Origin of the sequence: Endozoicomonas sp., assembly GCF_965196975.1 — a bacterium.
GTDB lineage: Bacteria > Pseudomonadota > Gammaproteobacteria > Pseudomonadales > Endozoicomonadaceae > Endozoicomonas.
This window is the reverse complement of record NZ_OZ239981.1, coordinates 4,045,578-4,071,382: the sequence shown is the minus strand read 5'-3', so window position 1 is coordinate 4,071,382 and position 25,805 is coordinate 4,045,578. Positions and strand designations below refer to the sequence as shown.

The window sequence follows — 25,805 nt, the reverse complement described above, 5'->3', positions numbered from 1 at the left end:
AGTTACGAAAATCTTATAAATTATCTTAGTGAAAATAACCTTAGGCTTCCATCAAAAATATATCGAATAAATGTATTTCGTGAAAAAGTAAGACAATATTTTCAATAATAGTGACTCGTTTATAATGGTTTTATATGATGTTAACCAATAAGCTTGTTAGTGATGCTTTTTTGTGTAAACAGGATATTGAAACGGTCATAAATAGGCAGGATGACTCGAGTTCTGGCTGTTTTAAATCAAGAAACCTGGAAGGAATACACTGTGATAATCAAGTTCAACGCTGTAACATAGATAATAATGTCAAAGTGCCTTTTGATAATTGTTTGTCCAGTCATTTGATCCAGTGCTGGGGGCCTCAGTATCTGGATGAAGATGATGAGATGGATAATGACCCGCTGATAGAAAATAAAGTAAGTAAGTTGCCAGTAGATGAAGCCTTAAATGCACAAATATGGCAGGAAATACTCGAAGCGGCCGAAGAAGAACCGTTTTTTTTGCCAGCTCATTTTGACATTATTGAGATGCCATCAGCGAATTCATCAAGCCCATTGGTCAGTTCAGAAAGCTTCCGTCATGCATGTTTAATGATGGGCTTGAATTTGATTTCTGGTGGTTTTCAGAAAGTGGCTGGATGGCAGGGTATTAGTAATGGCAGCATTAATCAATCTCATGCTCTATCGCCTGACTTTTCATATAATAGACCGCTACCTGCTCATTCGGGCTACTTGCCTTTTCCCTCTATGGCAGCGGGTATTTCCGAAAATCAATCCCATAGAACAGTTGGTAATAAAGATCTTTTGGGAAAAAGTTTTTCTGCTGAGCCAGAGGATGCTTTAGATAAAGGAATAGCTTCATTTCATGGGGCTCAAGCCGTTCAACGTTCCTGGTTGCAAACATCGTTAGGCCTATTAAATAAAGCTCTGACTGCAGTCCCCTTCGCATTTCTGGAAAGGCCATTGGCGATGTTCAGTGCACTGACGATCACAGTATTGGATTCTGCACCGGCTCTAGCAGGGGCTGAACCTATTGCAGTGTCTTTCCAAAATGACCAGTCTCAACATTCAAACAATGTCACAACATGTCAGAGTTCTCCAACCTGTACAGAGGTGTTGCACAGGTTGGGTTTCTCATCAGCTGAATTGCTCTGGCTTGCAGATGAAAAATTTTCCAGCGACGAAAAGCAGACAGTAGCTCACCAGTTAAAAAGGCTATTAACCGAATCTGAAAACCACAGGCACAAGCGCCATCATAAAGTTGACAGTCACACGAATGATGCGAACCTCAAAAAAATATTAAAGTACTTGAATCGCCATGGAATACCTAAAACCCCGGAACAACATGAAAAATACAGAGCTTTTATTGAAAAAATGCACTTAAACAAGCTGGAAAAAGCAACGGAAGCAGCACTGAGAACCACGGTGGGTAATACAGGTATGAGCGTGCACGAACTTAAAAGTCTTTTTAAAGACCATAAGCCATTACCTGACAGTGTTGATGAAATGCTTCAACGTCATTTCCCAAAAACTATTTTCTCTGAAACTAAAAAGCATGCTGATCTGGCGGATAAGTGTGGCATTTTGGAAGCTATCAGCCCAATTTTGCAATTGGATGGAGCAATTGAAAGCCTTGGGCATCATATTGAGCATTTGCTGCAGGCAGATCACATGAGTGATGCGGAGCAGAAAAGGTTCAGGCAGCACTTTCTAAGAACATTTAATGATCGTATTCGAGGGCTTTCCGAAAAACAGGTGGCAGCTCTGGCTTTCAAAGAAGGTTTCTCTGGCAGTTTTGCAGCGGCACATTTGTGGCGTAAAAATCTGTGGGATAGAAAAAATGGTGAACCTTATTCCACCATGTCAGTAAAAGAAATTGAAGGAGTGCAGATAGCGGTTGAACTTACTGAAATTTTTTCTGGCCTGGTTCCTGGCATGGCAGCGGTAACCGCTTTGGTGGATCTGGTAACTGCGATTCAGCTGGGTCAGGACGATATCTGTACCTGGTTAAGGGATGGATTATTTATTGGTTTGGGTGTCGCTGCCTTTGGTGAAGGCGGAGGGGTTGAGGAGCCTGGTGTTTTGCCGGAAGAAGCTGAAGAAGCCGGTGTAGATGGGATCGAAAAAGACGGTATTGATAAAAGTCAGAAGGAAGCTGGTGTGCCGTTGAAATCAGCATCGCTTGGTAATGGCTCTCCAGGGGCAGCAATACCTGATATGAACCAGGACCCAACAATGATCAATTTGCAGGCGAAACAGAGGCATTTATTAGAACGCCTGAAGGCTACTGGGGTCGGTTCACCAGACTCTATGCCTATTCTAGCGCAGCTGGATGCAACGGTAATTTCAATCGGCGAGCGTATGCAGGCACTATCAGGGGAGAAGCCTGCGGGGCATCCACGACATGTACCCCCAATGGTTCAGGAGTTTGTAAATAAGCATCTGGATAAAATCAGGGAGATCTTTTATCAGCAGGGCATGAATGAGGCACTCCATCGTGCACATAACCGGCTAAAAGGTGTGAAAGAAGAGCACAGACTGCCCATAGTGGATAGAGGGGGTGAACGTTTTGTCCACTTGGATGTGGGCCATCGGGATGGTCTTTATAAGCTGGTTCCCGACGAGCATGGCAACTACCGTCTTCAGCATAATGACCATGGATATTTCCACAAAGATCGTTTTAGCGAGGTTGATGCCGGGAAAGATGGAGTATCCGAAAAAGTATTGATTCGATGTCGCCGTGCTGGTGAAGGGTGTGTTCTTCTTTCCAATAAAAAAACAGTAGGTCATGAGGAGAAGAAAACAGCATTAGTTAACTCTTTTGAAGCAGAAAGAAGGTATGACATTCGTCGTACAGTTGACGCGATACAAGATTTAGCTCTTGGCTCCATGGGGCGTAAGGGGTTCGTTACCGGCAGCGGCCTTCTGGTTTCGGATAAGCCGACAGGATTAAGACGTGCATTAATAGCAGAGGGCTTTGACGTAGGGTCCGGATTGACAGTTAAGTTGCCAAGAGATGGTCATCATGGCTTATGGCCTCACACGGTTGCCACTGCATTTGTAGGCGGAAAAGAAATTGTTATTGATACTTCGGTAAAACAGATCTTTCCAACATCAGATTCAGGGCTTGTCATTATGGAGGCTGGAGGCTGGAGGCTGGAGACTGGTGGGACTGGATTCGCCAAGAGACAGGAATACAGGAACCACCGATTGCTCGTGAAATGATGGACTCCGAATCCCTAGAAGGCCACTTATCCTGGACAACCACCTTTGAGCCTATGTCAGAGGAGCGCTATCGTCAGTCGCTGTATGAAGAAAGAGCCGCAGCGACACCTCATTATAGCCAGCTTAGTCAGTTGATGGATTTTTTACTGGGTTTCTCTGAAAGAGAGTGGACCGCTGCAGAAGCTTTCTATACGGATCTTCAGGCTAAGGCTCAGAGGGCTTTTGATAAGATTCAACAGGGGGGGGCGGTTTCTGGAGAGCAGTTTGCTCGTGAGATGGAAAAGTTTCGAAGCCGTCTTGGGTTGGGAGAAGGATCCACTATACGCCTTATAAAAGATCAGGTTGAACATCATTTTACAGTATCTGAATTTACCTACAGAGGTCGGGAGTTTGTACTTGATGTCAATGGCAGAAATACGGTTGGCCGATCGTTTGATATTGTCGTGATGCCCAGAGATGAATGGCTTGTAGAAGCAATAAAATATTCAGACTCAGGCTCAATTGGAATTAGAAAAGGTATTCATGGTAGAGATTATTTTGAAAAAACAGGATATACCCAGTTTCAAATTGATGGGGAAGAATTAAAACAAGTAGGAAAAGCCAAGGGTAAAGCAAAAAATATTGTAACTATTCAGCACCCTTCATATAAATCTGGAATTTTCTGATTTTTCGACCATCATCTTATACTCAATTTTTCTAACAAATCTCCAGTATGGAACCAGACTTCCCAGCTACTCCGTTTACCGAAGCTCTCCTTAAAGAGAATGAAGAGCTTCGGACCGAGAATGCGCTTTTACGGGAACGTTGCAGCGAACTGGAAGAAAGGGTTAATAAAAACAGTCAAAACAGTAGTAAGCCACCATCGTCAGATGGTTATCAAAAGCCCAGTAAAAAAGGGAGTGATAAAGGTGATACATCTTCCAAAGAAGCCCCCTGCTCCTCACAGGAAACACCGAACCCCAAAAGCCTTAGACCATCTTCAGGCAATAAACCAGGTGGCCAGAAAGGTCATCAAGGCTCTTGTTTGAGACGTGTCGCCTTACCCGATTATGTCAGGCATCTGAAGGTTGAAAAATGTTGCTGTTGCCAGTCTTCGCTTATCGATATTAAACCCACCAAATACATTGAGCGACAGGTTTTTGATCCAGGTAGACCCGGAGAATTTGAAGTTACCGCGTACTGGGCAGACGTTAAAGTATGTCCTTGTGGTAAACGGAACACCGCTGAGTTTCCCCAAGGAGTGAAAGCCGCTGCTCAATACGGAGAAGTGACTCAGGCAATGGCTGTTCATTTAAACCAGTATCACTTCATCCCATATCACCGGGTGTCTGAGTATTTCAATACTATTTATTGCATGAGTGTCAGCGCAGGCTCTGTTGCCAATTTTGTTGCCTATACCCATGAGAACCTGGCCTCTACTGAGCAGAGTATCCGCGATGCTTTACAAGAAAGTCCGGTTGCAGGAGCGGATGAAACTGGCATGCGGGTTGACGGTTCACTGTGGTGGTTACACATTATGCGAGATGACCAATGGACGCTTTACTACCTCTCAGAAAGGCGAGGTTGTGAAGCAATGGATGCAATGGGCATCCTGCTGACTTTTGCAGGCATTCTGGTTCACGATCATTGGAAGTCCTACTTTGCCTATGCGGCAGTGCATGTGCTTTGTAATGCCCATCATCTGAGAGAGCTTCAGGGAGTTGTCGATAGGGATGCGAATAAGCTGGCTCTGCGGCTGATGAAATTGCTTACGCTCTCCTGGCACTTCTGCAAGAAATACAAAGCAGCCGGTCTGACTCAAATGCCTGGTGCAATACAGCTTCGCATTGAGACGATATACGACCAAATCCTTCAAAGGGCTCTCACGAAGGAAACCGCTTATATGGAAAAACAACGACAGGTGCTTGGACGTAAGAAGGTCAGGAATACCAAGGCCTACAACCTGTTCAAAAGGCTTATTGAGTTTAAGGTTGAAACGTTGCGCTTCATGTCGGACTTTTCAATTCCCTTCGATAACAATGGCAGTGAACGTGATGCCAGGATGGCCAAACTTAAGCAGAAGATCTCAGGCTGCTTCAGAAGCGAAGACGGAGGTACCATGTTTACCCGAATCCGAAGCTATTTATCATCTGCTAAAAAGCAGGGGTTGAACATATTTCAGGCGCTTCTTAAAGCGGTTCGAAATTACAACAATACGCCTTTGCTGGGTGCTGAATAGTTACAAAATATTAATAGAGCAAATGTGATCAATTTAAAACAACGTATTAATTTCAATCGAATGAAAATATGTATTATGGCGGTTCTTTCTTCAGTGGCAGAGGGTAAGGACGCCATAGAACAGGTGATTTCATTTATTGAAAGGTCAGAAGGAAAAAGAATCGGGCGCGGGAAAGCAAGAGAGGTCAGAGCTAGAGCATTTGAACTTTGGCGTTTGAGGAAGCCAACAATGATTCAAGAGCTTCGTTTAACGCCTGATAGAGTTAAGCTTGTTGATAATATGTATAAACGATGGTTTAGCAAGAGTCTAAAAGCTCAGCGAATGAATAATAATGCTTTGTCGATACGCCAGCAAATAGTTTTAAAAGCTGTGTTTTCTGCTTCAAAAGATGGTGTTAATTCATTAGATGTAATTCGTAGGAAAGTTTATGATAAGCAATATATCGCTCTGGATCGACATGCGGCAAATGACAGTCTTAATAGCCTTTTAGCGAGATGGAAAGCGAATCGTCAAAGGGTTGTCAGGGAAAATGAAATTACTCCTCCTCAGGAGAAAATATTAGATGAGCTGGTTCAGAGTAAAATGAAAAACGTGCCACGTTTTTATACGGTTGGTAGAATCATGGAATTATTTGATCACGTTGAAGAGAAACTGAAGTCCAGAGGGTTTTCGGTTAAGTTGTTTTTAAAAGACAGACTTTCAGTAATTTTTCCTGATATTAACGAAAACTTATTCAATGAGTTTGCGAGGAATCTTGAAAGGGTAGATAAGTCTAATGTGTTTGGTAGAAATAATGCGAGAATTAAAGCTCTGATAAGAGAGATGAATAATAAGAAGCTTCAGCTATCAAGATCATGGAATAGAATAACAAAGCTTGATGAGAAGATACAATCTACTGATTTAGTACAGGTTGATAGAATTGAGGAGCTTACAAAAAGAAAGCATCAAATGCTTGCAGGTACCTACCAGCAAAATTTGATTAAATTAGTAACTATTCAGCACCCAGCAAAGGCGTATTGTTGTAATTTCGAACCGCTTTAAGAAGCGCCTGAAATATGTTCAACCCCTGCTTTTTAGCAGATGATAAATAGCTTCGGATTCGGGTAAACATGGTACCTCCGTCTTCGCTTCTGAAGCAGCCTGAGATCTTCTGCTTAAGTTTGGCCATCCTGGCATCACGTTCACTGCCATTGTTATCGAAGGGAATTGAAAAGTCCGACATGAAGCGCAACGTTTCAACCTTAAACTCAATAAGCCTTTTGAACAGGTTGTAGGCCTTGGTATTCCTGACCTTCTTACGTCCAAGCACCTGTCGTTGTTTTTCCATATAAGCGGTTTCCTTCGTGAGAGCCCTTTGAAGGATTTGGTCGTATATCGTCTCAATGCGAAGCTGTATTGCACCAGGCATTTGAGTCAGACCGGCTGCTTTGTATTTCTTGCAGAAGTGCCAGGAGAGCGTAAGCAATTTCATCAGCCGCAGAGCCAGCTTATTCGCATCCCTATCGACAACTCCCTGAAGCTCTCTCAGATGATGGGCATTACAAAGCACATGCACTGCCGCATAGGCAAAGTAGGACTTCCAATGATCGTGAACCAGAATGCCTGCAAAAGTCAGCAGGATGCCCATTGCATCCATTGCTTCACAACCTCGCCTTTCTGAGAGGTAGTAAAGCGTCCATTGGTCATCTCGCATAATGTGTAACCACCACAGTGAACCGTCAACCCGCATGCCAGTTTCATCCGCTCCTGCAACCGGACTTTCTTGTAAAGCATCGCGGATACTCTGCTCAGTAGAGGCCAGGTTCTCATGGGTATAGGCAACAAAATTGGCAACAGAGCCTGCGCTGACACTCATGCAATAAATAGTATTGAAATACTCAGACACCCGGTGATATGGGATGAAGTGATACTGGTTTAAATGAACAGCCATTGCCTGAGTCACTTCTCCGTATTGAGCAGCGGCTTTCACTCCTTGGGGAAACTCAGCGGTGTTCCGTTTACCACAAGGACATACTTTAACGTCTGCCCAGTACGCGGTAACTTCAAATTCTCCGGGTCTACCTGGATCAAAAACCTGTCGCTCAATGTATTTGGTGGGTTTAATATCGATAAGCGAAGACTGGCAACAGCAACATTTTTCAACCTTCAGATGCCTGACATAATCGGGTAAGGCGACACGTCTCAAACAAGAGCCTTGATGACCTTTCTGGCCACCTGGTTTATTGCCTGAAGATGGTCTAAGGCTTTTGGGGTTCGGTGTTTCCTGTGAGGAGCAGGGGGCTTCTTTGGAAGATGTATCACCTTTATCACTCCCTTTTTTACTGGGCTTTTGATAACCATCTGACGATGGTGGCTTACTACTGTTTTGACTGTTTTTATTAACCCTTTCTTCCAGTTCGCTGCAACGTTCCCGTAAAAGCGCATTCTCGGTCCGAAGCTCTTCATTCTCTTTAAGGAGAGCTTCGGTAAACGGAGTAGCTGGGAAGTCTGGTTCCATACTGGAGATTTGTTAGAAAAATTGAGTATAAGATGATGGTCGAAAAATCAGAAAATTCCAGATTTATATGAAGGGTGCTGAATAGTTACTTAAATTATTTACATGTTATATTGAAATGTTGTTTCGAGAGGTGATGTCCGATGAGCAGGTCCGAGAGTCGGAGGGACTCGGGTCACCCCTCACGGAAACTGATGTTCAATCTCCCGCGGATGTTGATCAACCAATCATTGTTATTGATTCACCTCCTGCAGCTGATCCTGAGGAGGTTCCAATGGATTTGTCTGCTGGTGCTGGGCAGGGCGTTGATCTACAGGATATACCTATCCCCATGGACATCGATGTTCCTGAAGATGAAACTCCCGAAAAATCTCCTGAGGCTGGCCCTTCGAGGGATGGAGTACAAAGTCCCGCCAGTGTTGCTGGCTCTGATGTGAGTAGTCTTCTTGAGACCTTTATTACAGAAGATGACCCAGAGTGGCTAATGGCTGAATTGATCGGTATGGACTTCAGTGACCTACTTCCAGAGTTAGAACAGTAATCTGGTGTAGAGTTTACTATTTTCAATCACCTGAAACACGGTGCATTAGACAAGGGGCTTATTAAGCGGAGGGAGGCTGGGCCTATTCAATTCGCCTTACTTTACGCTTAAGCCCGTCATTATTGCAGACTCAGTACGTTCGATTGAAATTACTTTTCTTCCCACTTTTCAGAAATAGTGTTCAGGTAATTTTTCCACTCGACTTGAATAAATCTCTGAAGTTCCTCTGTCTTCTCTGTATTGCCTGACTCTATCGCTTTTTTTAGGAGTGTGGCTGGGTATCTCGGATATCGTGGTGCTCGTCTGTCATCATCAACAAGATACCCTTCAAGCCCCATTGTCTGAACGCAGTCATTGACAAAAAGCCCATTTAGCTGGTGCGTTTTATCTATTTCGACGCAACCTGCGCGAACAACGTTGAGATAGGACATGGCTATTTTCTTTTGATCATGACTTTTATCAAAGTAGAAGCTTGATTCTTTGCGGGGCGAATACACATAAATATCAGTGACCCGTTTACTCTGAGCGACGATCTCCTGGTGGTTATCCAGATAAAAGGTAACGTTCTCTATGGGGATTTGAACTCTCTGGTAGGCAGGTCCTTCGCGCTCGTCGAAAGCGGCCAGTTGATCTTTTTTTGCAGCAAAGATGAGTCCACTGACGAAAGCATCGGGCGCTTTATTTTGTTCAACACCAAGTGTCCGCTGTTGACCGTATTCTGACCATAAGTTCCATAGCCGCTCTATTCCTCGGATTTTGACGGGAATATAAACTGCGCCTTCTGGATCCGGTGAAGTAGCTGTTCTGGCAGGAGTCAGCATCAGGCTGCCATAACCAAAGATAAAGACGTAGTCGTCACTCGCTTTTGCTGCGTTGGTAAATAACATGATCAATACAAGTATTAGGGAAGTTTTGAAGGGCATAGCCATCAATCCATTAATTATTGTAAATAATGGGTGCTTCTTTGCCAGTGAGCAAACTTATGAGATCCAAAGTGGTTTGGGTTAGACAATTGACTCTAAACGAATGTTAATACGTGTCATTGGAGTGTTGTCTTAGTGCCCATTGGATATGTTCCTGAACCAGTTCTGATGGATAATCCAGACGGCCTTTCAGGGCTGTAATAATAGCTTCATTAGTCGTTGCATTGCCCAGTGCCACGGCAATATTGCGCAGCCAGCTCTCATAACCCGCTCGGCGGATGGGAGAACCGGTTGTTCGTTCCAGAAACTGCTCTTCACTCCAGTTGAAAAGATCCACCAGGTCACTGGCATCCAGGTGATGACGAGGCTGGAAGTCTTTCTCTTGGGTAGGTTTGGCAAAACGGTTCCAGGGGCAGGCCAGCTGACAGTCATCACAACCGTAGATTCGATTTCCCATCAGGGGGCGCAGTTCTTCAGGAATGGAACCTTTGTTTTCGATGGTCAGATAAGAGATACAACGGCGGGCATCCACCTGATAGGGGGCAACAATGGCCTGGGTTGGGCACTTATCCATACAGGAGGTGCAACGCCCGCAGTGACTGCTCTCGTAAGGCTTATCCACAGGCAGAGGGAGGTTGGTAAACAGTTCACCCAGGAAGAAAAAGGAACCTGCCTTTCGGTTCAGTATCAGGGAGTGCTTTCCCATCCAGCCCAGTCCTGCCTGCTTAGCTAACGGGCGCTCCATTACCGGCGCACTGTCCACAAAAGCACGATAGCCATGATCACCAGCGGCGGCTTCAATCTGCTTGCCCAGCTGGGTGAGCCGTTTACGGATTAATTTATGATAATCCCGGCCCAGTGCATAGCGGGAAACGTAGGCTTTTTCCGGTTCATTGAGCAGTTTGACGGTTTCCGTATCCGCAGGTAGGTAATCCATGCGTGCAGAAATCACTCTTAATGACCCGGGGTGCAGTTGATCCGGGTGTGCCCGCAGCTCCCTGTGCTGGCTCATATAGGCCATATCGCCGTGATATCCTTTATCCAGCCAGGCTTCAAGATGCTGAAGGTCGCTGTCAGGTATTTTGGCTTCGGTGATGCCGATCTCCTGAAAGCCAAGCTCTCTGGCCCAGGTGCGAATTTTTTCAACGAGTTTTTCCATATCCGGTGCTGGCGATGAGTCCGTCAATGTGGTTAAAGTGGATTGTAAAGATAACGGCTCAGACACTGAATTGGATTAACTCTTTTGGCATAGTTTGAATGCAGAATACAATCTGCATTGTAACATCGCGGGCACGCTTATGAATAAGAGCTTACCAGAGTCTCTCTACACTGCAGATCAGATTCGACAGCTGGATCATGTGGCTATCCACCAGGAAGGCATTCCGGGTTTTGAGTTAATGACAAGAGCGGCCCGAACCGTTCTGTCCACTATTGGCCGCTACTGGCCAGAGGCCGGCACGCTTTTGGTTTTGTGTGGGGCAGGAAACAACGGCGGTGATGGGTATCTGGTTGCCAAGCTGGCGAAAGAGAAGGGGCTGAGGGCTTCTGTACTTAGCTTTAAAAATCCTGCGGAGCTTAAAGGCGATGCCTTGGCTGCCTGGCAGGCATGCTCTGATGCGGGTGTTGTTATTCGACCTTACGACAGCAAACAGTCTCTGTGCGCGGATGTGATTGTGGATGCCATGCTCGGTACCGGGCTTTCTGGTGATGTGCGAGGTGACTATCTGGATGCCATAAAGCGCCTTAATCACCTTGAAAACCCGGTGTGTGCTGTGGATATTCCGTCCGGCCTTTGTGCTAACACAGGCGTTCCGCTGGGAGAAGCCGTCAAGGCAATGCTTACGGTCTCTTTTATAGGCCTGAAGCAGGGACTCATGACAGGGCAGGGGCCGGAGTATTGTGGCGATCTGGTATTTAATAGCCTGAGAATTCCAGAATCGGTTTATCAAGCCGCTCCCTCTTCCTGTCGACGAATTTCTCCCGGGCAGTTTCGTGGTTGGCTTTCACCCAGAAGCCGTGCAGCCCATAAAGGTGATTTTGGACATGTGTTGCTCATCGGTGGAAACAAAGGGATGCCAGGAGCCATCATCATGGCCGCTGAGTCTGCCATTCATTGCGGCGTTGGTCGTGTTACTGTCGTTACACGCAAGAGACACCTTTCCGCGCTGGCAGTTCGCTGTCCTGAGGTGATGGGTACCTCGGTCAAGAGTCGCTCAGGTCTTGGTCCTCTTACTGATGGAAAGAACGTCATTGTTGTTGGTCCTGGCCTGGGTAGGGATGACTGGGGGTTGAAGCTGCTTAAGGATGCCCTGGCTGCAGAGTGCCCGGTGGTACTGGATGCAGATGCCCTGAACCTTTTATCGGATCATCCACAATTGCTAAAGGGACGAAAGTCTCCGATGATTTTCACCCCTCATCCGGGTGAGCTGGCCCGTTTATCGGGTCTGGATGTTCCAACGATTCAGAAAAATCGATTTGCAGCGCTGGTCGACAGTCATAGACAATTAACCGCTCTTACTGGCGAGAGTGGAGCGGAGTGCCAGCAAGATATAGCCCTGCTGTTAAAAGGGGCGGGAACTCTGATTTTTGACGGCCAAAGTACAGCGCTGTGCTCTGATGGAAACCCGGGTATGGCAGTAGCAGGTATGGGGGATGTGCTCAGTGGCGTTATTGGCGCACTGCTTGCCCAGGGGCTGGAACCTTTCAAGGCGGCTCAAATGGCGGCCTGGCTGCACGCATCTGCAGCGGATGAGGTGGTTGCCGGTCAGGGCGAAACTGGCTTGAGGGCAACTGAGTTGATTCCGGTTATTCGACAACGAATGAATTTTATAATTGGTCATTAGGCTCTGGTAGCTGACTGTTTGGAAACGCTTATGCAAGGCAGATATGAACTGCTGATAGAAAATGAAGACGCCATGGTGGCACTGGGGGGGCATCTGGCAGAAGCTCTGGGTGACCAGGGAATTGTCTTTCTGCATGGTGATCTTGGCGCGGGCAAAACCACGTTCTGCCGAGGTGTCCTTCGGCATCTTGGTCATCAGGGCGCCGTAAAAAGCCCAACGTATACGCTGGTAGAACCTTACGAGGTAAATAACCATAAGGTTTACCACTTTGACCTATATCGCCTTGCTGACCCTGAGGAGTTGGAGTTTATTGGCGGTCGGGACTATTTCAGTGAAGCAGCGCTTTGCCTGGTCGAGTGGCCATCTCGCGGGCAGGGGGAGCTGCCAGAGGCAGATCTGGAAATTACTTTTGATTATGACCTGCCTGGCAGGAAAGCGACGATTGTCGCAGGTACTGATACAGGGAAGAGAGCGCTGGAAACCATAAGAGCGCTTCAGGGGGGCGGATGAGTCAGAGAACAGGGATTGTTCGCCGGGTTCTGGATCTATTATCAGCAGCATTTACCCGTAAAAAATCTTCCTCCTCCAATGAGGTTGATCCGGTATTTTCTGTTGGCAGAAGGCGCGTCGTAAAGCAGCTAAGTATCCTGGCAGTGGGTATAGCTTCCCTGAAGGCTCAGGTAGCTGAGGCAGTCTATAAGCTGATTAAAAACGTCAGGCTCTGGCGGTCGCCGGATAAAACACGTCTGGTGTTTGATGTTTCTGATGCGGTTGAACACAACAAATTCCACCTGAGTAACCCTAGCCGACTGGTGATTGATGTTGATGGTGCCCGTCTCAGTGGTTCATTCAACAGTCTGCAGCTGAAAGGCACGCCGATTCAGAAAATCCGGCATGGTGCCCGTAATCAGAATGACCTCCGTATTGTGCTGGACCTCAGTGAAAAAGTATCCAGCGAAAGCTTTCTGCTGAAACCCAATGCGACATACGGTCACCGTCTGGTGGTGGACCTGTTTGATGATGAGGACAGAAAACCAAAGCCAGTGGTAAAACAGAAGCCTGTTGGCTATCGGGATATTGTGGTCGCGATTGATGCCGGTCATGGTGGAGAAGACCCGGGTGCTATTGGCTACGGTGGAGGCTATGAGAAGCATGTAACTCTGGCGATTGCGAAAGAGCTGGCCGCGCTGTTGGGCAGGGAAAAGGGGTTCCGGCCCGTTCTGGTCCGCACTGGCGATTACTATATTGATCTTCGCCGAAGAACCCAGATTGCCCGTGATAATAAAGCCGATCTGTTTATCTCAATACATGCGGATGGCTTTAAGGATCGTCGAGCGAAGGGGGCTTCTGTTTTCGCTCTTTCACGCAGTGGTGCTACCTCGGAAACTGCTCGCTGGTTAGCTCAGAAAGAGAACGCGTCGGACCAGATTGGTGGTGAAGGCGGTATTTCCCTTGTAGATAAGGACGATGTTCTGGCGGGCGTTCTGCTGGATCTGTCCATGACCTCAACGCTATCGTCCAGCCTCGAAGTGGGTAATAAAGTTCTGGCCAATATGGGTGGCATTAACCAGCTTCATAAAAAACAGGTCGAGCAGGCGGGCTTTGTGGTGCTCAAATCTCCGGATATTCCATCCATTCTGGTAGAAACCGGGTTTATCACCAACCCTGAAGAGGCCAGAAAACTGAAGAGCCGCAGCCACCAGAAAGCGATGGCGAAAGCGATTTTCAATGGTACAAAAAGCTGGTTCTACAAGAAGCCGCCACCGGACACACTGGTTGCCAAGTGGAAACAGGATGGTACCCTTAAAACCCGGCCATCACGGTATGTGATCAAGCCTGGGGATACGTTGTCAGAAATTGCTGATCAGTTTGACATCAGTATGAATGACCTGAAGCGTGCTAACCGGCTATCCAGCGCCAATAATATTCGTGTTGGTCAGGTGCTGGTGATTCCAAACTGAACTTGGTTCTTTAACGCCCAACTTAAAGAACCCTTGCTGCAGAGTAACAAGACGTTATGAAACCCATCCGCCTCCTTGATAATCGACTGGCTAACCAGATTGCTGCCGGTGAGGTGGTGGAACGTCCTGCGTCCGTGGTGAAAGAACTGCTGGAAAACAGCATTGATGCCGGGGCAAAGCGCCTGACGGTTGAAGTTGAAAGCGGTGGCGTCAAGTTGATTCGTATCCGAGATGATGGTCACGGCATACCTCAGGCCGAGTTAGCCCTGGCGCTTTCCCGCCACGCTACCAGCAAGATCTCTGAGCTGGAAGATTTGGAAGGTGTTGCTACCCTCGGGTTTCGTGGAGAAGCGCTTGCGTCCATCAGCTCCGTTTCCAGGCTTACCCTGACGTCTAATATTGAAGAGCAGGAGTCAGGGTGGCAGGCCAGGGTCGAAGGTCGGGATATGGAAGCGCAGGTTATGCCTGCACCGCACCCGGTGGGAACAACCATAGAAGTTAAAGACCTGTTCTTTAATACGCCGGCTCGCCGCAAGTTTCTCCGTACCGAAAAGACCGAGTTTTCACACCTTGAAGAGGTGGTTAAGCGCCTGGCGTTGTCCCGCTTTGATGTGGGTTTTACCCTTCGCCACAACCAGCGCAGTGTTCATCAGTTACGGCCAGCAGCGACTCAGGCGGAAAAGGATCGTCGAGTCGCCGCGCTTTGCGGTCCTAAATTTATTGAAAACGCGGTCATTATTGATGTTGAAGCCTCTGGTCTGAAACTGTATGGCTGGGTCGGGCTGCCAACTTTCTCCAGGGCCAGTGCAGACCTTCAGTATTTCTTTGTAAATGGTCGTGTTATTCGGGATAAGCTGGTGGCTCACGCGGTTCGTCAGGCCTACCGTGATGTGCTGTACAGTGGGCGTCATCCGACATTTGTCCTTTATCTGGAGCTGGATCCGGCCATGGTGGATGTCAATGTTCATCCTACCAAGCATGAAGTCCGTTTTCGTGATGGCAGAACCGTCCATAACTTTCTGTTCAGTACCCTGAATCGTGCCCTGGGAGAAGTTCGCCCGGAAGATCAGTTGCCTCCCACGGTATTGAGCAATCCACCCCAGCCCCAGGCATCTGGTATTGATGCTGGTGAGTTTCAGGGGCAGGAAACCATTCGACTCTCAGCTGTTCCTGCATCTTCCAGTACCGGTCACTATGCTAATGAAAACTCAGGCGGAGGGGGTAGCTATGATCGCCGCCCTGCGTTATCAGAAGCGCCATCTCCTGGTCAGGTTAAGCGACAGATAGAAGCCTATAGCCAGCTATATGCCAGCTCTGCGGAGCCGGTTAGTTCAAGCCAGGCTAAGGCGGTGGGTGATGATGCTGTACAGGAATCTGCCGTAACATTTTCAGCTCAGGTACCTGTTCAGCCTCTGCCGGAAAACGATTCTCTGACACCGCCGCTGGGGTATGCCGTTGCTCAGCTGAAAGGGGTTTATATTCTTTCTGAAAATGACCAGGGAATGATTCTGGTGGATATGCACGCCGCTCATGAACGGATTACTTATGAGCGGATGAAACAGTCCTATCAGGAGCAGGGGATTCGTGCTCAGCCGCTGCTGGTACCTAAATCCGTTTCGGTCAGTGAACGTGATGCAGACTGTGCAGAAGAAAACAGTGAGTACTTTTCCCGTCTGGGGCTGACTCTGGAGCGGATGGGGCCGGAAACGCTGCTGGTGCGCCAGATACCCGTGATGCTACAGAATGCCGATGTTGAGAAGCTGCTGAGAGACGTACTCTCAGACTTGATGCAGCACGGTACCAGCGACCGCATTGAGGCTCATATCAATGAAATTCTGGCCACCATGGCCTGTCATGGGTCAGTGCGGGCGAACAGGAAGCTGTCCATTGAAGAGATGAATGCCCTGCTTCGGGATATGGAGCAGACAGAGCGCAGTGGGCAATGTAACCATGGTCGTCCAACCTGGACCATGCTCACTATGGATCAATTGGACAAGTTGTTTCTGAGGGGACGTTAGGTGTGGTAGTAGATCCAACTTGTAATCTGACAAGCCATCCAGGGGTTTGTCTCAGCGTCTTTTAAAAGGATTTCAGCAAGTACTTTGTTTGTGGCAGTTCTTTTTTGCCCATTCATCCATTAAATATGGAAACTTTTTGATATTACCATGATCAATACATTGGACTATCGAAAGGTCAGTGCATAATCCGCTAGAATCGCGTTTCTATTATTTTCAGGTACTCATTCTTTTATGTCCGCGCATGAGGAAAAGCGGCTCCCTCCCGCTGTATTTTTGATGGGGCCTACAGCATCAGGAAAAACTGATCTTGCTGTAGCACTCAGCAACGATCTGCCTTTCGAGATCATCAGTGTGGACTCGGCACTCATCTACAAAGGGATGGATATTGGCACTGCCAAGCCTGAGCCTGAAGTCCTGAAAGAGGCACCTCATCACCTGATTGATATTCTTGATCCAGCAGAATCGTATTCTGCTGCTGACTTTCGCCAGGATGCTCTGGCGTTGATGGCAGATATCACTGCCCGCGGGAGAATACCTCTGCTGGTTGGAGGGACGATGATGTACTTTAAGGTGCTCAGGGATGGTATGGCGACCATGCCCTCTGCAGATGCCGAGGTTCGTCAACGGTTGCTGGAAAGTGCACAGGTGCACGGTTGGGCATTTCTTCATCAGCAACTCTCGGAAGTGGACCCAGAAGCTGCGCTGAGAATCAAACCATCGGATACCCAGCGATTGCAGAGGGCTCTGGAAGTTTATGAGCTGACAGGGAAACCGCTTTCCCAATGGCACAGGGAGCAGGAAGAGCAATGTTTGCCTTATGGTGTTATCAGCCTGGCGCTGGCTCCGAAAGATCGTTCCGTGCTCCATGACCGTATCGCGATGCGTTTCAGAATGATGCTTGAGAATGGCTTTCTGGAAGAAGCGAGAAGCCTTTATCAGCGTGGAGATCTTGATGTTTCCATGCCATCTGTTCGATCTGTTGGTTATCGTCAGGCCTGGTCCTACTTGGATGGGGAACTAAGCTACGATGAGATGGTCGAAAGAGGTATTATTGCAACCCGGCAACTGGCGAAAAGGCAGCTAACCTGGCTGAGAAGCTGGCCTGATATTCATTGGCTTGACACGTTTTCCAATAACCTGCTGGGTGATGCCTTGAAAGTCTTGGGGAATGCCCTTAAATAGAACGGACGTATTTAAAGCCATGGGGCAGAGTGCTGAACCTTGAGGCACTTGATAGCAATGATGTCACTTTCTCCTAAGTGACGGTAATTAACAGATGACTGTTCATGCCTATTGCTATACAAAGTAGTACTTTAGAACCTGTAATTGTTCCTGCAGGACTGGCGGGAGTAGCTAGTATTACTTATTGAGTGCGGTGTGGGGTTAGCTTAATGTGAGCCGGCATTTCGTAGGCTGTACATATATTGAACAACGAGTACTGGCACAGCCGGTCTAGCGGATAGTCCTCCCCAAAGTGAAACATGGCTATTCAAAAACCCGAGAATTAAAAGGAGTACAGAAATGTCAAAAGGGCATTCTCTACAAGACCCTTACCTGAATGTGCTGCGTAAAGAACGCGTGCCAGTTTCTATCTACCTGGTTAATGGTATTAAGCTTCAGGGGCAGATTGAGTCTTTCGATCAGTTCGTTATTCTTCTTAAGAACACAGTGAGTCAGATGGTCTACAAGCACGCTGTTTCTACTGTTGTCCCAAGCCGTCCAGTTCGTCTGCCAATGCAGGGTACTGATCAGCCTGAGCATGAGTAATCTTGCATGATGCATCTTGAGGGCGCATAGGCGCCTTTAGGTGTTTCCTGTTTATTTTAATAATGAGCCATGTGGCGCTGTCTTATTTTCAGGTTTCTCTGAGCTGGTTCCCAGCTGTTATGCGCGCGGTTCGTGGCTTTTTAGGAGATCTATTTGTTTTTTGACCGCCATGAGGGTGGTGAAGCCGCAGTTCTCGTTCATCTGGAATTGAACGATGATCGTGAGCGGGAAGACCCCCAGGAATTCATGGAGCTGGTGCGCTCCGCTGGCGTTGAGTCTGCCGCATTTATTACCGCAGGCTGCAAACATCCCAATCCCCGTTTCTTTGTCGGTCCCGGCAAAGTTGAAGAAATCCGTCAGCTGGTTGTACTGCACGATGTCGATGTTGTGCTGTTTAATCATGCCCTCTCACCAAGCCAGGAACGTAACCTTGAAAAAGAGTTGCAGTGCAGGGTTATTGATCGTACTGGACTGATTCTGGATATATTTGCCCAGCGTGCCAGAACCTTTGAAGGTAAGCTGCAGGTTGAGCTGGCTCAGTTGCAACACATGAGTACACGACTGGTTCGTGGCTGGACCCACCTTGAGCGGCAGAAGGGTGGTATTGGCCTCAGAGGACCGGGTGAAACCCAGCTGGAAACTGACCGTCGTCTTCTCAGAGCGCGTATCAAAAGCATAAGCCGTCGTCTGGAAAAGGTACGTAAGCAGCGTGAGCAGGGGCGACGTTCCAGGCAGAGAGCAGAAGTTCCTCAGGTTTCACTGGTTGGATATACAAATGCCGGTAAGTCGACACTTTTTAACCGCGTGACGGAATCTGTGGTTTACGCAGCTGACCAATTGTTTGCCACCCTTGACCCAACACTGCGCAGAATTGATTTACCGGATATTGGACCAGTAGTACTTGCAGATACTGTAGGCTTCATCCGTCATCTTCCTCATAAACTGGTTGAGGCATTTCGAGCAACACTTGAAGAAACCCGCCAGGCTGATCTTCTACTGCATGTGATTGACAGTCATGATCCAGAACGTCTGGAAAACATGGATCAGGTTCATTCGGTATTAAAAGAGATCAATGCCGATGAAGTGCCGCAACTGGAGGTCTATAACAAGATTGACCTTTTGCAGGGTGTAGAACCGAAAATTCAGCGAAATGATGAAGGGCGGCCTGTTCGGGTCTGGGTATCGGCGGTTACCGGTGATGGTGTTGACCTTCTTCAGGAAGCCATCAAAGAGTTGCTTTCGGATGATATGCTGCAGGGACAGTTAACCCTGAAGCCAGCCCAGGGGCGTATTCGAGCCCGTCTCTACAAGCTGGGGGCTATTCAGTCAGAAGCCTACTCTGAGAGTGGTGATATCGTTCTGGATATTCGTTTGCCAAAACCCGATTTTGAACGCATTTCCAAGCAGGAAGGCCTTGGCGACAGTTGTTTTCATTCCACGCTCTAATAACGATGCGGTTTGTACGTATTGATCCAGATCAATACGTGCAGATCCCTTTCTCTTCAATATTACCTTTCTGTTGTTTCTGCTGACTGTTTACCAGTAAAAAATATTGGGTTCCTCATTTGTTGGGCCCAGGTAAACAGCAATAACTGGATATTGGTAAGTTTTCTGACAGCAGGGAAAACTCACTTACAAAATGGATTGCAGTGATGCTGAATGCTGAAAGTGCGGTATTGGATAATAATTCAGAAGAGTTATTCCCCTGGTCGGATAAACTCTGTGTGGGTATAGAAGAGATTGATGCCCAGCATCGGGTTCTGGTGGATCTGCTCAATGAGCTGCACCGTGCTATTCATGAAAGGCATGGATCAGAAGTTGCTCATGAAATTCTGGGGCGTTTGGTAGAATACACCCGGATTCATTTTACGGTAGAAGAGTCATTGATGCGGGTACTCGGATACCCGGATTATGAAGAGCATAAAAAACATCACACTCAACTGATTGATCAGGTGAATGGCCTGCATGAGAAGGTGGGGCAGGGGCAGCAGGTCAGCTTTGAACTGCTTCATTTTTTAAGAGTCTGGCTGACCAAGCACATTATGGAAGAGGATCGGGAATATGTTCCCTTTATGCTTTCAAAAGGTGTAGCTGCAAATTATAAAAAGCGTTCCTGGCTGGACCGAATATTTCATCACGAATGATGGATGAAATTTGGGCGAAACAGCTCTAATTCGGTGTTTGTAAAGAAAATCCGTTGCGGTCTTTACCAATTCGGCTTGCGCTATTCGCTATCCAAACTCTACAATCTGGCTCAGGAACTATCTTTACGGTGCACGTCATATCGAGTGCCCGTAAAGGTGTGACAGGATCCCGGACAGCAAGGATACGTTGCATTTTTTACTCCCCTGTGGTGGAGTGAAAGTTGATGGCTGCTCTGGAAATTTATCCTGCGACGTCATGTCATACCTGGCAGGCTCTCAAGGTCTGAAGGTGACTATGGTATGCACATCCTCTGATGGACCGGCAATTGATTTAATAGCATGTCGTCCCCAGTAACAGGGATGCTCAAACCAAAATTCAATTTGATGCTGACTCTACGGAGACATATATGGCCTGGAACGAGCCGGGTGGAAATAACCAGGATCCATGGGGCGGTGGTAACAAAGGCGATAAGCAAGGACCACCGGACCTGGATGATGCTTTTCGCAAATTTCAGGAAAAACTGAATTCCATGTTTGGGGGAGGTCGTAAAGGCGGTTCCGGGGGTGGTGCCCAGGCAGGCTCTTCTTCCGGAATGTTTATTGGCATCCTTATTCTGGCTGTTGCTGCTTATATCTGGAATGCGGTCTATACCGTTGATGAAAAGGAGCAGGCCGTCATTCTTCGGTTTGGTGAGTATGCAGAGACTGTTGGCCCTGGTCTGCATATGTACTTTCCTCCTATTGAAACCAAGTTTCAGGAGCGGGTTACTGAACTTCGGACGTACAACCTTCTGCAGCAAATGCTGACTGAAGACGAGAATATCGTCGAAGTGGCCATGTCGGTTCAGTACAACATTGAAGACATCAAAGACTATGTGCTCAACGTTGCCAAGCCTCTGGTGAGTCTGGAAGAAGCGACACAAAGTGCTCTGCGCCATGTTGTTGGTGGTTCCGAGATGTATCAGGTGTTGACTGAAGGCCGTGAAGTGATGGGTATTGAAGTGCGCGATCGCCTTCAGGCCTATCTGGACAGCTACGGTACCGGCCTGAATGTTGCCAAGGTCAACATTGAGAGTGCTCATCCTCCAAAAGAAGTGCAGGCAGCGTTTGATGACGTTATCCGCGCCCGTGAGGACGAAGAAAGAGCTAAGAACAAGGCTCAGGTGTATGCCAACAAGATCGTTCCTGAAGCCCGTGGTCAGGCTCAACGTATCATCGAGAATGCCAACGGTTACCGTGATGAGGTTGTCGCTAAGGCAGAGGGTGAAGCGGATCGTTTCGTGAAGCTGATGGGCGAATATAAGCGGGCTCCGGACGTCACCCGTGAGCGTCTGTACATTGAAACCATTGAAGAAGTGTTCAGTAAGTCCAACAAGGTCCTGGTGGATGTTGAAGGTGGCAATAACATGATGTATCTGCCGCTGGATAAACTGACACAGTCTCATGGCAGCAGCAATATGCCTTCCAGACAGCTGTCAGCACAGGAATTAAACGAGATTACCACCCGGGTGACAGAAGAATTGAATAAGCGCGTCAATAGCTCGCGAGTCAGTGGAGGGAGGGTAAGTCGATGAGTCAGAAAGCCTTCACTGGACTGATTATTTCCCTGGTTGTTGTGATACTGGCATGGGGGAGTTTGTTTGTTATCTCCGAGCGGGAGAGAGCGGTTCAACTTCGTTTTGGTCAGGTGGTTCGCGACAGCATTCCTCCGGGCCTGCATGTGAAAATCCCGCTGATTGACAAGGTAAAGGTGTTCGATGGTCGTCTGCAGACGCTTGATGTTCCATCCGAGCGTTTCCTGACGCTTGAGCAGAAAGCGGTTATTGTGGATTCCTACATCAAGTGGCGAATTCATAATGTCTACGACTTCTACCGTGCAACGGCGGGGGATGTATTCCGTGCCAGCAACCTGCTTGCCCAGCGTGCTGAGTCCAGTATGCGGAACCAGTTTGGTAGCCTCACTCTGAACGAAGTGGTCTCTGGCCAGCGTGACGAGATGATGGATGAACTGACTAAAACGCTGAATGAAGTTGCCCAGAAGGAGCTTGGTGTCAGCGTTATGGATGTTCGTATCAAGCGGATTGACCTGCCTCCACAGGTCAGTGACTCCGTATTCGAGCGGATGTCATCCGAGCGTGAGAAAGAGGCTCAGGACTATCGTTCCCGTGGTCAGGAGATGGCAGAAGGTATCATGGCGAATGCCGACCGTGAAAAGCGGGTGGTTCTGGCCGATGCCTATCGTCAGTCTGAAATGGTTCGTGGTGATGGGGATGCCAAATCCGCTGAGATTTATGCCAAAGCTTATCAGCAGGATCCGGAGTTCTATGCTTTCTATCGTAGCCTTCAGGCCTACAAAGAGAGCTTTGGAGAGTCTGGTGACATCATGCTGATTGAGCCGAAAGGTGATTTCTTCCGCTACTTTAACCACGATAAGCAAGGCAAATAATGAACTCTTGCTAATAGAGTGGTAATATTATCAAAACCGGGCCTCGCCCGGTTTTTTCGTGTGTGGGTTCATTGAACGTGTGGCTATGAACTCATGGCCATGCTGGGATCTAATACCGGTTGTGCTTCCTGACTCTCGTTATGAGCATGAAAGCTTGAGCTTTAGTTATGGCGATGATTGCCAACGCAGGATAAAGCTCAAATCTTCAGCACAACAGGGAGTTAGAAAGTTCGATTGGTATCATCAGCGGAGAATGGACAATGGACTTTGGGCAGCAATTGTTGATTGCTTTCAGCTTGATGCTGGTGCTTGAGGGGGTTGTGCCATTTCTTTACCCACAACGCTGGCGACAATTAGTAAGCCGGCTGGCTGAAATTGATGATCGGCAACTCAGAATTGCCGGTTTGATCAGCATGCTGGTGGGTGTGGCTTTACTGTATCTGATCAATGGTTAGCCACTTCGCTCTGGAAACTTTCCAATAACCAGGCATGGCTCGGTGGGAAAGGAGCGAAGAAAAAAATTCCACAGTAACAATAAGAGAGGCTGTTATGACCGTCGCTGATCGCTGGCTGCTGCCTGATGGAATTGAGGAAATTCTTCCCGGCAGGGCCCGTTGTGCCGAAAAGTTAAGGCGCGACATGCTCGACCTGTTTGACCGCTGGGGTTACCAGCTGGTGATTCCTCCCCATCTGGAGTTTATGGAATCGCTGACGGCAGGTGTCGGTCATGACCTTGATCTGCAAACCTTCAAGGTAACCGATCAATTGACCGGTAGAACCATGGGGTTAAGGGCAGATACAACACCTGCGGTGGCAAGGATTGATGCGCACACCCTGAAAGTGGATGGACCAGTAAGACTCTGTTATGCAGGCAGTGTCTTTCACGCCCGCCCGGCTTCTCTAGGGGCTTCAAGATCGCCGATCCAGATCGGTGCAGAGCTGTATGGTCACTCTGGTGTTGAAAGTGACCTGGAAGTGATTTCCCTGATGCTGGAAACCCTGGCTCAGGTGGATGCCGATTCCGTCAGCCTGGATCTCGGGCATGTGCAGATATATCGGCTACTGGCATCTCAGGCCGGACTGTCGGGTGATCAGGAGCTGGAGCTCTTTGATGCCCTACAGCGAAAAGCGATCTCTGAGGTTGAACAGCTGGTAAGCCGTTGGGATATCAGTGAGGTGTCCGCGAGGATGTTGAAAAGCCTGCCCAATCTGGCAGGTGGCCCGGAAATACTTGAACGGGCCAGAGGGGAGCTGGCTGATGCCCCTGAGGGCGTTACCACGGCTCTGGATGAGCTTGGGTTGATTGCAAAAGAGATTACCAGCCTTTACCCAGGTGCTGGTTTTTATTTCGACCTGGGAGAGCTCAGGGGTTACAACTATCATACGGGTGTCGTTTTTGCGGCCTATCTGCCCGGTCAGGGCCAGGCTGTCGCTAAAGGCGGACGCTATGATGGGATCGGTGAAGCCTTTGGCCGATCACGTCCAGCGACAGGTTTCAGTACTGACCTCAAGGCGTTGCTGGAACTGAAAGCAGAAAGTACAGATGACTGTACAGAAGGCACAACCATTTTTGCACCTGTTGATGCGGATGCTGCCATTGTGCAGTCCCTGCGTCGGCAGGGGGAACGGGTAGTTCGCCAATTGCCCGGGCAAGGGACAGAAGCAGCGGGCATGGGTTGCAACCATCAGCTGATCTGCCGTGACGGCGAATGGTTGGTTGAACCTTTATAAAATGGCATCAAGGTCTGCTCCGCCAGGAAGTATCGGTGGAACAGTATGCCGTTCGGGGTGGCAACCGATTGCCGTGTTTTTCCGCAGGTGTTCTGCGGATTTGTAAAGTTACTGATGCAGCGTCAGGCTGCATTGCATTGAAACTAAGAGACCGATTCCATGGGTAAGACTGTTGTCGTACTTGGCACCCAGTGGGGTGATGAAGGTAAAGGCAAGATTGTCGACCTGCTGACGGAGCAGGCTGAAGCCGTTGTTCGCTTCCAGGGCGGCCATAATGCCGGACACACCCTTGTTATTAATGGTGAGAAAACCGTTCTGCACCTGATTCCTTCCGGAATCCTGCGGGAAGATGTGGTTTGCTACATCGGTAACGGTGTTGTGCTGTCTCCTGAAGCGCTGCTGAAAGAGATGAAGCAGCTGGAAGAAACCGGTGTTCCTGTTCGTGAGCGCCTGAAACTCAGCCCGGCCTGTCCTCTGATTCTGCCTTATCATGTGGCACTGGATCAGGCGCGTGAGCTGGCCCGTGGTGAAGCAAAAATCGGTACTACAGGTCGTGGTATCGGTCCTGCTTATGAAGATAAGGTGGCCCGCAGAGGTCTGCGCGTTGCTGATCTGCTGCACCCTGAGCGTTTTGCCAGAAAGCTGAAAGAAGTGATGGATTATCACAACTTTGCCCTGCAACACTACTACAAGGCAGAAGCCGTAGATTACCAGACCGTTCTGGACGACACGCTGGCCATGGCCAAGGAACTGATTCCGATGATTGATCGTGTATCAGACCGTCTGCATGAGCATCATGGGCGTGGCGACCATATTCTGTTTGAAGGTGCCCAGGGTTCTCTGTTGGACATCGACCACGGTACTTACCCGTTTGTAACCTCATCCAACACCACCGCTGGTGGTACCTCTACTGGTACTGGTTTTGGCCCGCTGTACCTGGATTACGTACTGGGTATTACCAAGGCTTACACTACCCGTGTTGGTTCAGGCCCCTTCCCAACAGAGCTGGATGATGAAAATGGACGCCATCTTGCCAAAGTAGGTAATGAGTTTGGCGCTACTACCGGCCGTCCACGTCGTTGTGGCTGGTTTGATGCCGTCGCCCTGAGACAGGCTATTCAGATCAACTCTGTCAGTGGTCTTTGCCTGACCAAGTTAGACGTGCTTGATGGTCTTGAAACGATCCGCATCTGCGTGGATTACAAGAATGCTGATGGTGAGTCCATTACTACGCCTGTTGATGTTGAAGAGTACGAGTCTGTTCAGCCTGTTTATGAAGAGATGCCAGGCTGGAGCGAGTCTACGTTTGGTGTGAAGAGTCTTGATGAGCTGCCTGCCAATGCACTGGCTTACATCAAGCGTCTTGAAGAAGTAACCGGTGCGCCGATTGATATTATTTCTACCGGACCTGATCGTGTAGAAACTATTGTCCTGCGTCAGCCGTTTGCCTGATTGCTCCGATCAGGGACTTGAGACTAAACGTCAATAGCCCCTGATTTCT

At 48.2% G+C, this 25,805-nt stretch carries 21 protein-coding genes; 18 read left to right on the top strand and 3 right to left on the bottom strand.

What is annotated here, in order from left to right:
• Positions 1-134 precede the first annotated feature (134 nt).
• Genes ACOCLE_RS18320 through ACOCLE_RS18305 form a run of 4 tightly spaced genes read left to right on the top strand, consistent with a single transcriptional unit; the run spans position 135 to position 6,477 of the window.
• Complete coding sequence (locus tag ACOCLE_RS18320) at positions 135-3,218, top strand: hypothetical protein (RefSeq protein ID WP_419533674.1); 3,084 nt, start codon at positions 135-137, stop codon at positions 3,216-3,218.
• On the top strand, positions 3,215-3,883 hold the full coding sequence (locus ACOCLE_RS18315; RefSeq protein ID WP_419533673.1) for a hypothetical protein: 669 nt from the start codon (positions 3,215-3,217) through the stop codon (positions 3,881-3,883). The genes ACOCLE_RS18320 and ACOCLE_RS18315 overlap by 4 nt, the downstream gene beginning before the upstream one ends.
• Positions 3,884-3,930: 47 nt before the next feature.
• Positions 3,931-5,436 (top strand): IS66 family transposase, encoded by a 1,506-nt coding sequence (tnpC, locus tag ACOCLE_RS18310; protein ID WP_419532963.1) that lies wholly within the window; start codon positions 3,931-3,933, stop codon positions 5,434-5,436.
• 24 nt (positions 5,437-5,460) lie between these two features.
• On the top strand, positions 5,461-6,477 hold the full coding sequence (locus ACOCLE_RS18305; RefSeq protein WP_419533672.1) for a hypothetical protein: 1,017 nt from the start codon (positions 5,461-5,463) through the stop codon (positions 6,475-6,477).
• Here ACOCLE_RS18305 and tnpC (ACOCLE_RS18300) read toward each other — a convergent pair.
• Positions 6,428-7,933 (bottom strand): IS66 family transposase, encoded by a 1,506-nt coding sequence (tnpC, locus tag ACOCLE_RS18300; RefSeq protein ID WP_419532963.1) that lies wholly within the window; start codon positions 7,931-7,933, stop codon positions 6,428-6,430. The two genes, ACOCLE_RS18305 and tnpC (ACOCLE_RS18300), sit on opposite strands and share 50 nt — an antisense overlap.
• A 271-nt stretch (positions 7,934-8,204) precedes the next feature.
• Between tnpC (ACOCLE_RS18300) and ACOCLE_RS18295 the strand changes: the two genes are divergently transcribed.
• Positions 8,205-8,471 (top strand): hypothetical protein, encoded by a 267-nt coding sequence (locus ACOCLE_RS18295; RefSeq protein WP_419533671.1) that lies wholly within the window; start codon positions 8,205-8,207, stop codon positions 8,469-8,471.
• 149 nt (positions 8,472-8,620) lie between these two features.
• Here the strand turns inward: ACOCLE_RS18295 and ACOCLE_RS18290 are convergent, their stop codons facing one another.
• Together ACOCLE_RS18290 and queG are read right to left on the bottom strand one after the other, a co-directional pair.
• Positions 8,621-9,400 carry a gamma-glutamylcyclotransferase family protein gene (locus tag ACOCLE_RS18290; RefSeq protein ID WP_419533670.1) on the bottom strand — a complete coding sequence of 260 codons (780 nt, stop codon included), beginning with the start codon at positions 9,398-9,400 and terminating at the stop codon, positions 8,621-8,623.
• A gap of 100 nt (positions 9,401-9,500) precedes the next feature.
• The gene (gene queG / locus ACOCLE_RS18285; RefSeq protein ID WP_419533669.1) at positions 9,501-10,553 is read right to left on the bottom strand and encodes a tRNA epoxyqueuosine(34) reductase QueG; all 1,053 of its coding nucleotides are present in this window, start codon (positions 10,551-10,553) and stop codon (positions 9,501-9,503) included.
• A gap of 139 nt (positions 10,554-10,692) precedes the next feature.
• Between queG and ACOCLE_RS18280 the strand changes: the two genes are divergently transcribed.
• The 13 genes from ACOCLE_RS18280 to ACOCLE_RS18220 all read left to right on the top strand — a co-directional run bounded on the left by ACOCLE_RS18280 (position 10,693) and on the right by ACOCLE_RS18220 (position 25,756).
• Positions 10,693-12,237 carry an NAD(P)H-hydrate dehydratase gene (locus ACOCLE_RS18280; RefSeq protein WP_419533668.1) on the top strand — a complete coding sequence of 515 codons (1,545 nt, stop codon included), beginning with the start codon at positions 10,693-10,695 and terminating at the stop codon, positions 12,235-12,237.
• 30 nt (positions 12,238-12,267) lie between these two features.
• Positions 12,268-12,747: a tRNA (adenosine(37)-N6)-threonylcarbamoyltransferase complex ATPase subunit type 1 TsaE gene (gene tsaE, locus ACOCLE_RS18275; RefSeq protein ID WP_066017109.1), complete on the top strand. Its 480-nt coding sequence runs from the start codon at positions 12,268-12,270 to the stop codon at positions 12,745-12,747.
• Entirely contained in the window at positions 12,744-14,198 is a 1,455-nt protein-coding gene (locus ACOCLE_RS18270; RefSeq protein ID WP_419533667.1) for an N-acetylmuramoyl-L-alanine amidase, read from the top strand. Before tsaE ends, ACOCLE_RS18270 begins: the two co-directional genes overlap by 4 nt.
• A 56-nt stretch (positions 14,199-14,254) precedes the next feature.
• On the top strand, positions 14,255-16,216 hold the full coding sequence (gene mutL, locus ACOCLE_RS18265; RefSeq protein ID WP_419533666.1) for a DNA mismatch repair endonuclease MutL: 1,962 nt from the start codon (positions 14,255-14,257) through the stop codon (positions 16,214-16,216).
• A gap of 231 nt (positions 16,217-16,447) precedes the next feature.
• Positions 16,448-17,398: a tRNA (adenosine(37)-N6)-dimethylallyltransferase MiaA gene (miaA, locus tag ACOCLE_RS18260; RefSeq protein WP_419533665.1), complete on the top strand. Its 951-nt coding sequence runs from the start codon at positions 16,448-16,450 to the stop codon at positions 17,396-17,398.
• Between the two features lie 339 nt (positions 17,399-17,737).
• Positions 17,738-17,983: an RNA chaperone Hfq gene (gene hfq, locus ACOCLE_RS18255; RefSeq protein WP_066018284.1), complete on the top strand. Its 246-nt coding sequence runs from the start codon at positions 17,738-17,740 to the stop codon at positions 17,981-17,983.
• A 153-nt stretch (positions 17,984-18,136) separates the two neighbouring features.
• A complete protein-coding gene (gene hflX / locus ACOCLE_RS18250) occupies positions 18,137-19,429 on the top strand; it encodes a ribosome rescue GTPase HflX (RefSeq protein WP_419533664.1) in 1,293 nt (430 codons plus the stop codon).
• Between the two features lie 206 nt (positions 19,430-19,635).
• Positions 19,636-20,127 carry a bacteriohemerythrin gene (locus ACOCLE_RS18245; protein WP_066018282.1) on the top strand — a complete coding sequence of 164 codons (492 nt, stop codon included), beginning with the start codon at positions 19,636-19,638 and terminating at the stop codon, positions 20,125-20,127.
• 407 nt (positions 20,128-20,534) lie between these two features.
• Positions 20,535-21,701, top strand: coding sequence for an FtsH protease activity modulator HflK (gene hflK, locus ACOCLE_RS18240; RefSeq protein ID WP_066017453.1), 1,167 nt, complete (start codon positions 20,535-20,537; stop codon positions 21,699-21,701).
• Positions 21,698-22,573 (top strand): protease modulator HflC, encoded by an 876-nt coding sequence (gene hflC / locus ACOCLE_RS18235; RefSeq protein ID WP_066017447.1) that lies wholly within the window; start codon positions 21,698-21,700, stop codon positions 22,571-22,573. Before hflK ends, hflC begins: the two co-directional genes overlap by 4 nt.
• Positions 22,574-22,833: 260 nt before the next feature.
• On the top strand, positions 22,834-23,028 hold the full coding sequence (locus tag ACOCLE_RS18230) for a DUF2065 domain-containing protein (RefSeq protein WP_066017448.1): 195 nt from the start codon (positions 22,834-22,836) through the stop codon (positions 23,026-23,028).
• 94 nt (positions 23,029-23,122) lie between these two features.
• Positions 23,123-24,304 (top strand): ATP phosphoribosyltransferase regulatory subunit, encoded by a 1,182-nt coding sequence (locus ACOCLE_RS18225; RefSeq protein WP_419533663.1) that lies wholly within the window; start codon positions 23,123-23,125, stop codon positions 24,302-24,304.
• A gap of 159 nt (positions 24,305-24,463) precedes the next feature.
• Positions 24,464-25,756 (top strand): adenylosuccinate synthase, encoded by a 1,293-nt coding sequence (locus ACOCLE_RS18220; protein ID WP_419533662.1) that lies wholly within the window; start codon positions 24,464-24,466, stop codon positions 25,754-25,756.
• The last annotated feature ends 49 nt before the right edge of the window (positions 25,757-25,805 follow it).

What these genes read in the sequence shown, in the direction of transcription:
- ACOCLE_RS18320 (WP_419533674.1), top strand. Translation starts at nt 135, where the DNA reads ATGATGTTAACCAATAAGCTTGTTAGTGATGCTTTTTTGTGTAAACAG.
- ACOCLE_RS18315 (WP_419533673.1), top strand. Translation starts at nt 3,215, where the DNA reads ATGATGGACTCCGAATCCCTAGAAGGCCACTTATCCTGGACAACCACC.
- tnpC (WP_419532963.1), top strand. Translation starts at nt 3,931, where the DNA reads ATGGAACCAGACTTCCCAGCTACTCCGTTTACCGAAGCTCTCCTTAAA.
- tnpC (WP_419532963.1), bottom strand. Translation starts at nt 7,933, where the DNA reads ATGGAACCAGACTTCCCAGCTACTCCGTTTACCGAAGCTCTCCTTAAA.
- ACOCLE_RS18295 (WP_419533671.1), top strand. Translation starts at nt 8,205, where the DNA reads ATGGATTTGTCTGCTGGTGCTGGGCAGGGCGTTGATCTACAGGATATA.
- ACOCLE_RS18290 (WP_419533670.1), bottom strand. Translation starts at nt 9,400, where the DNA reads ATGGCTATGCCCTTCAAAACTTCCCTAATACTTGTATTGATCATGTTA.
- queG (WP_419533669.1), bottom strand. Translation starts at nt 10,553, where the DNA reads ATGGAAAAACTCGTTGAAAAAATTCGCACCTGGGCCAGAGAGCTTGGC.
- ACOCLE_RS18280 (WP_419533668.1), top strand. Translation starts at nt 10,693, where the DNA reads ATGAATAAGAGCTTACCAGAGTCTCTCTACACTGCAGATCAGATTCGA.
- tsaE (WP_066017109.1), top strand. Translation starts at nt 12,268, where the DNA reads ATGCAAGGCAGATATGAACTGCTGATAGAAAATGAAGACGCCATGGTG.
- ACOCLE_RS18270 (WP_419533667.1), top strand. Translation starts at nt 12,744, where the DNA reads ATGAGTCAGAGAACAGGGATTGTTCGCCGGGTTCTGGATCTATTATCA.
- mutL (WP_419533666.1), top strand. Translation starts at nt 14,255, where the DNA reads ATGAAACCCATCCGCCTCCTTGATAATCGACTGGCTAACCAGATTGCT.
- miaA (WP_419533665.1), top strand. Translation starts at nt 16,448, where the DNA reads ATGTCCGCGCATGAGGAAAAGCGGCTCCCTCCCGCTGTATTTTTGATG.
- hfq (WP_066018284.1), top strand. Translation starts at nt 17,738, where the DNA reads ATGTCAAAAGGGCATTCTCTACAAGACCCTTACCTGAATGTGCTGCGT.
- ACOCLE_RS18245 (WP_066018282.1), top strand. Translation starts at nt 19,636, where the DNA reads ATGCTGAATGCTGAAAGTGCGGTATTGGATAATAATTCAGAAGAGTTA.
- hflK (WP_066017453.1), top strand. Translation starts at nt 20,535, where the DNA reads ATGGCCTGGAACGAGCCGGGTGGAAATAACCAGGATCCATGGGGCGGT.
- hflC (WP_066017447.1), top strand. Translation starts at nt 21,698, where the DNA reads ATGAGTCAGAAAGCCTTCACTGGACTGATTATTTCCCTGGTTGTTGTG.
- ACOCLE_RS18230 (WP_066017448.1), top strand. Translation starts at nt 22,834, where the DNA reads ATGGACTTTGGGCAGCAATTGTTGATTGCTTTCAGCTTGATGCTGGTG.
- ACOCLE_RS18225 (WP_419533663.1), top strand. Translation starts at nt 23,123, where the DNA reads ATGACCGTCGCTGATCGCTGGCTGCTGCCTGATGGAATTGAGGAAATT.
- ACOCLE_RS18220 (WP_419533662.1), top strand. Translation starts at nt 24,464, where the DNA reads ATGGGTAAGACTGTTGTCGTACTTGGCACCCAGTGGGGTGATGAAGGT.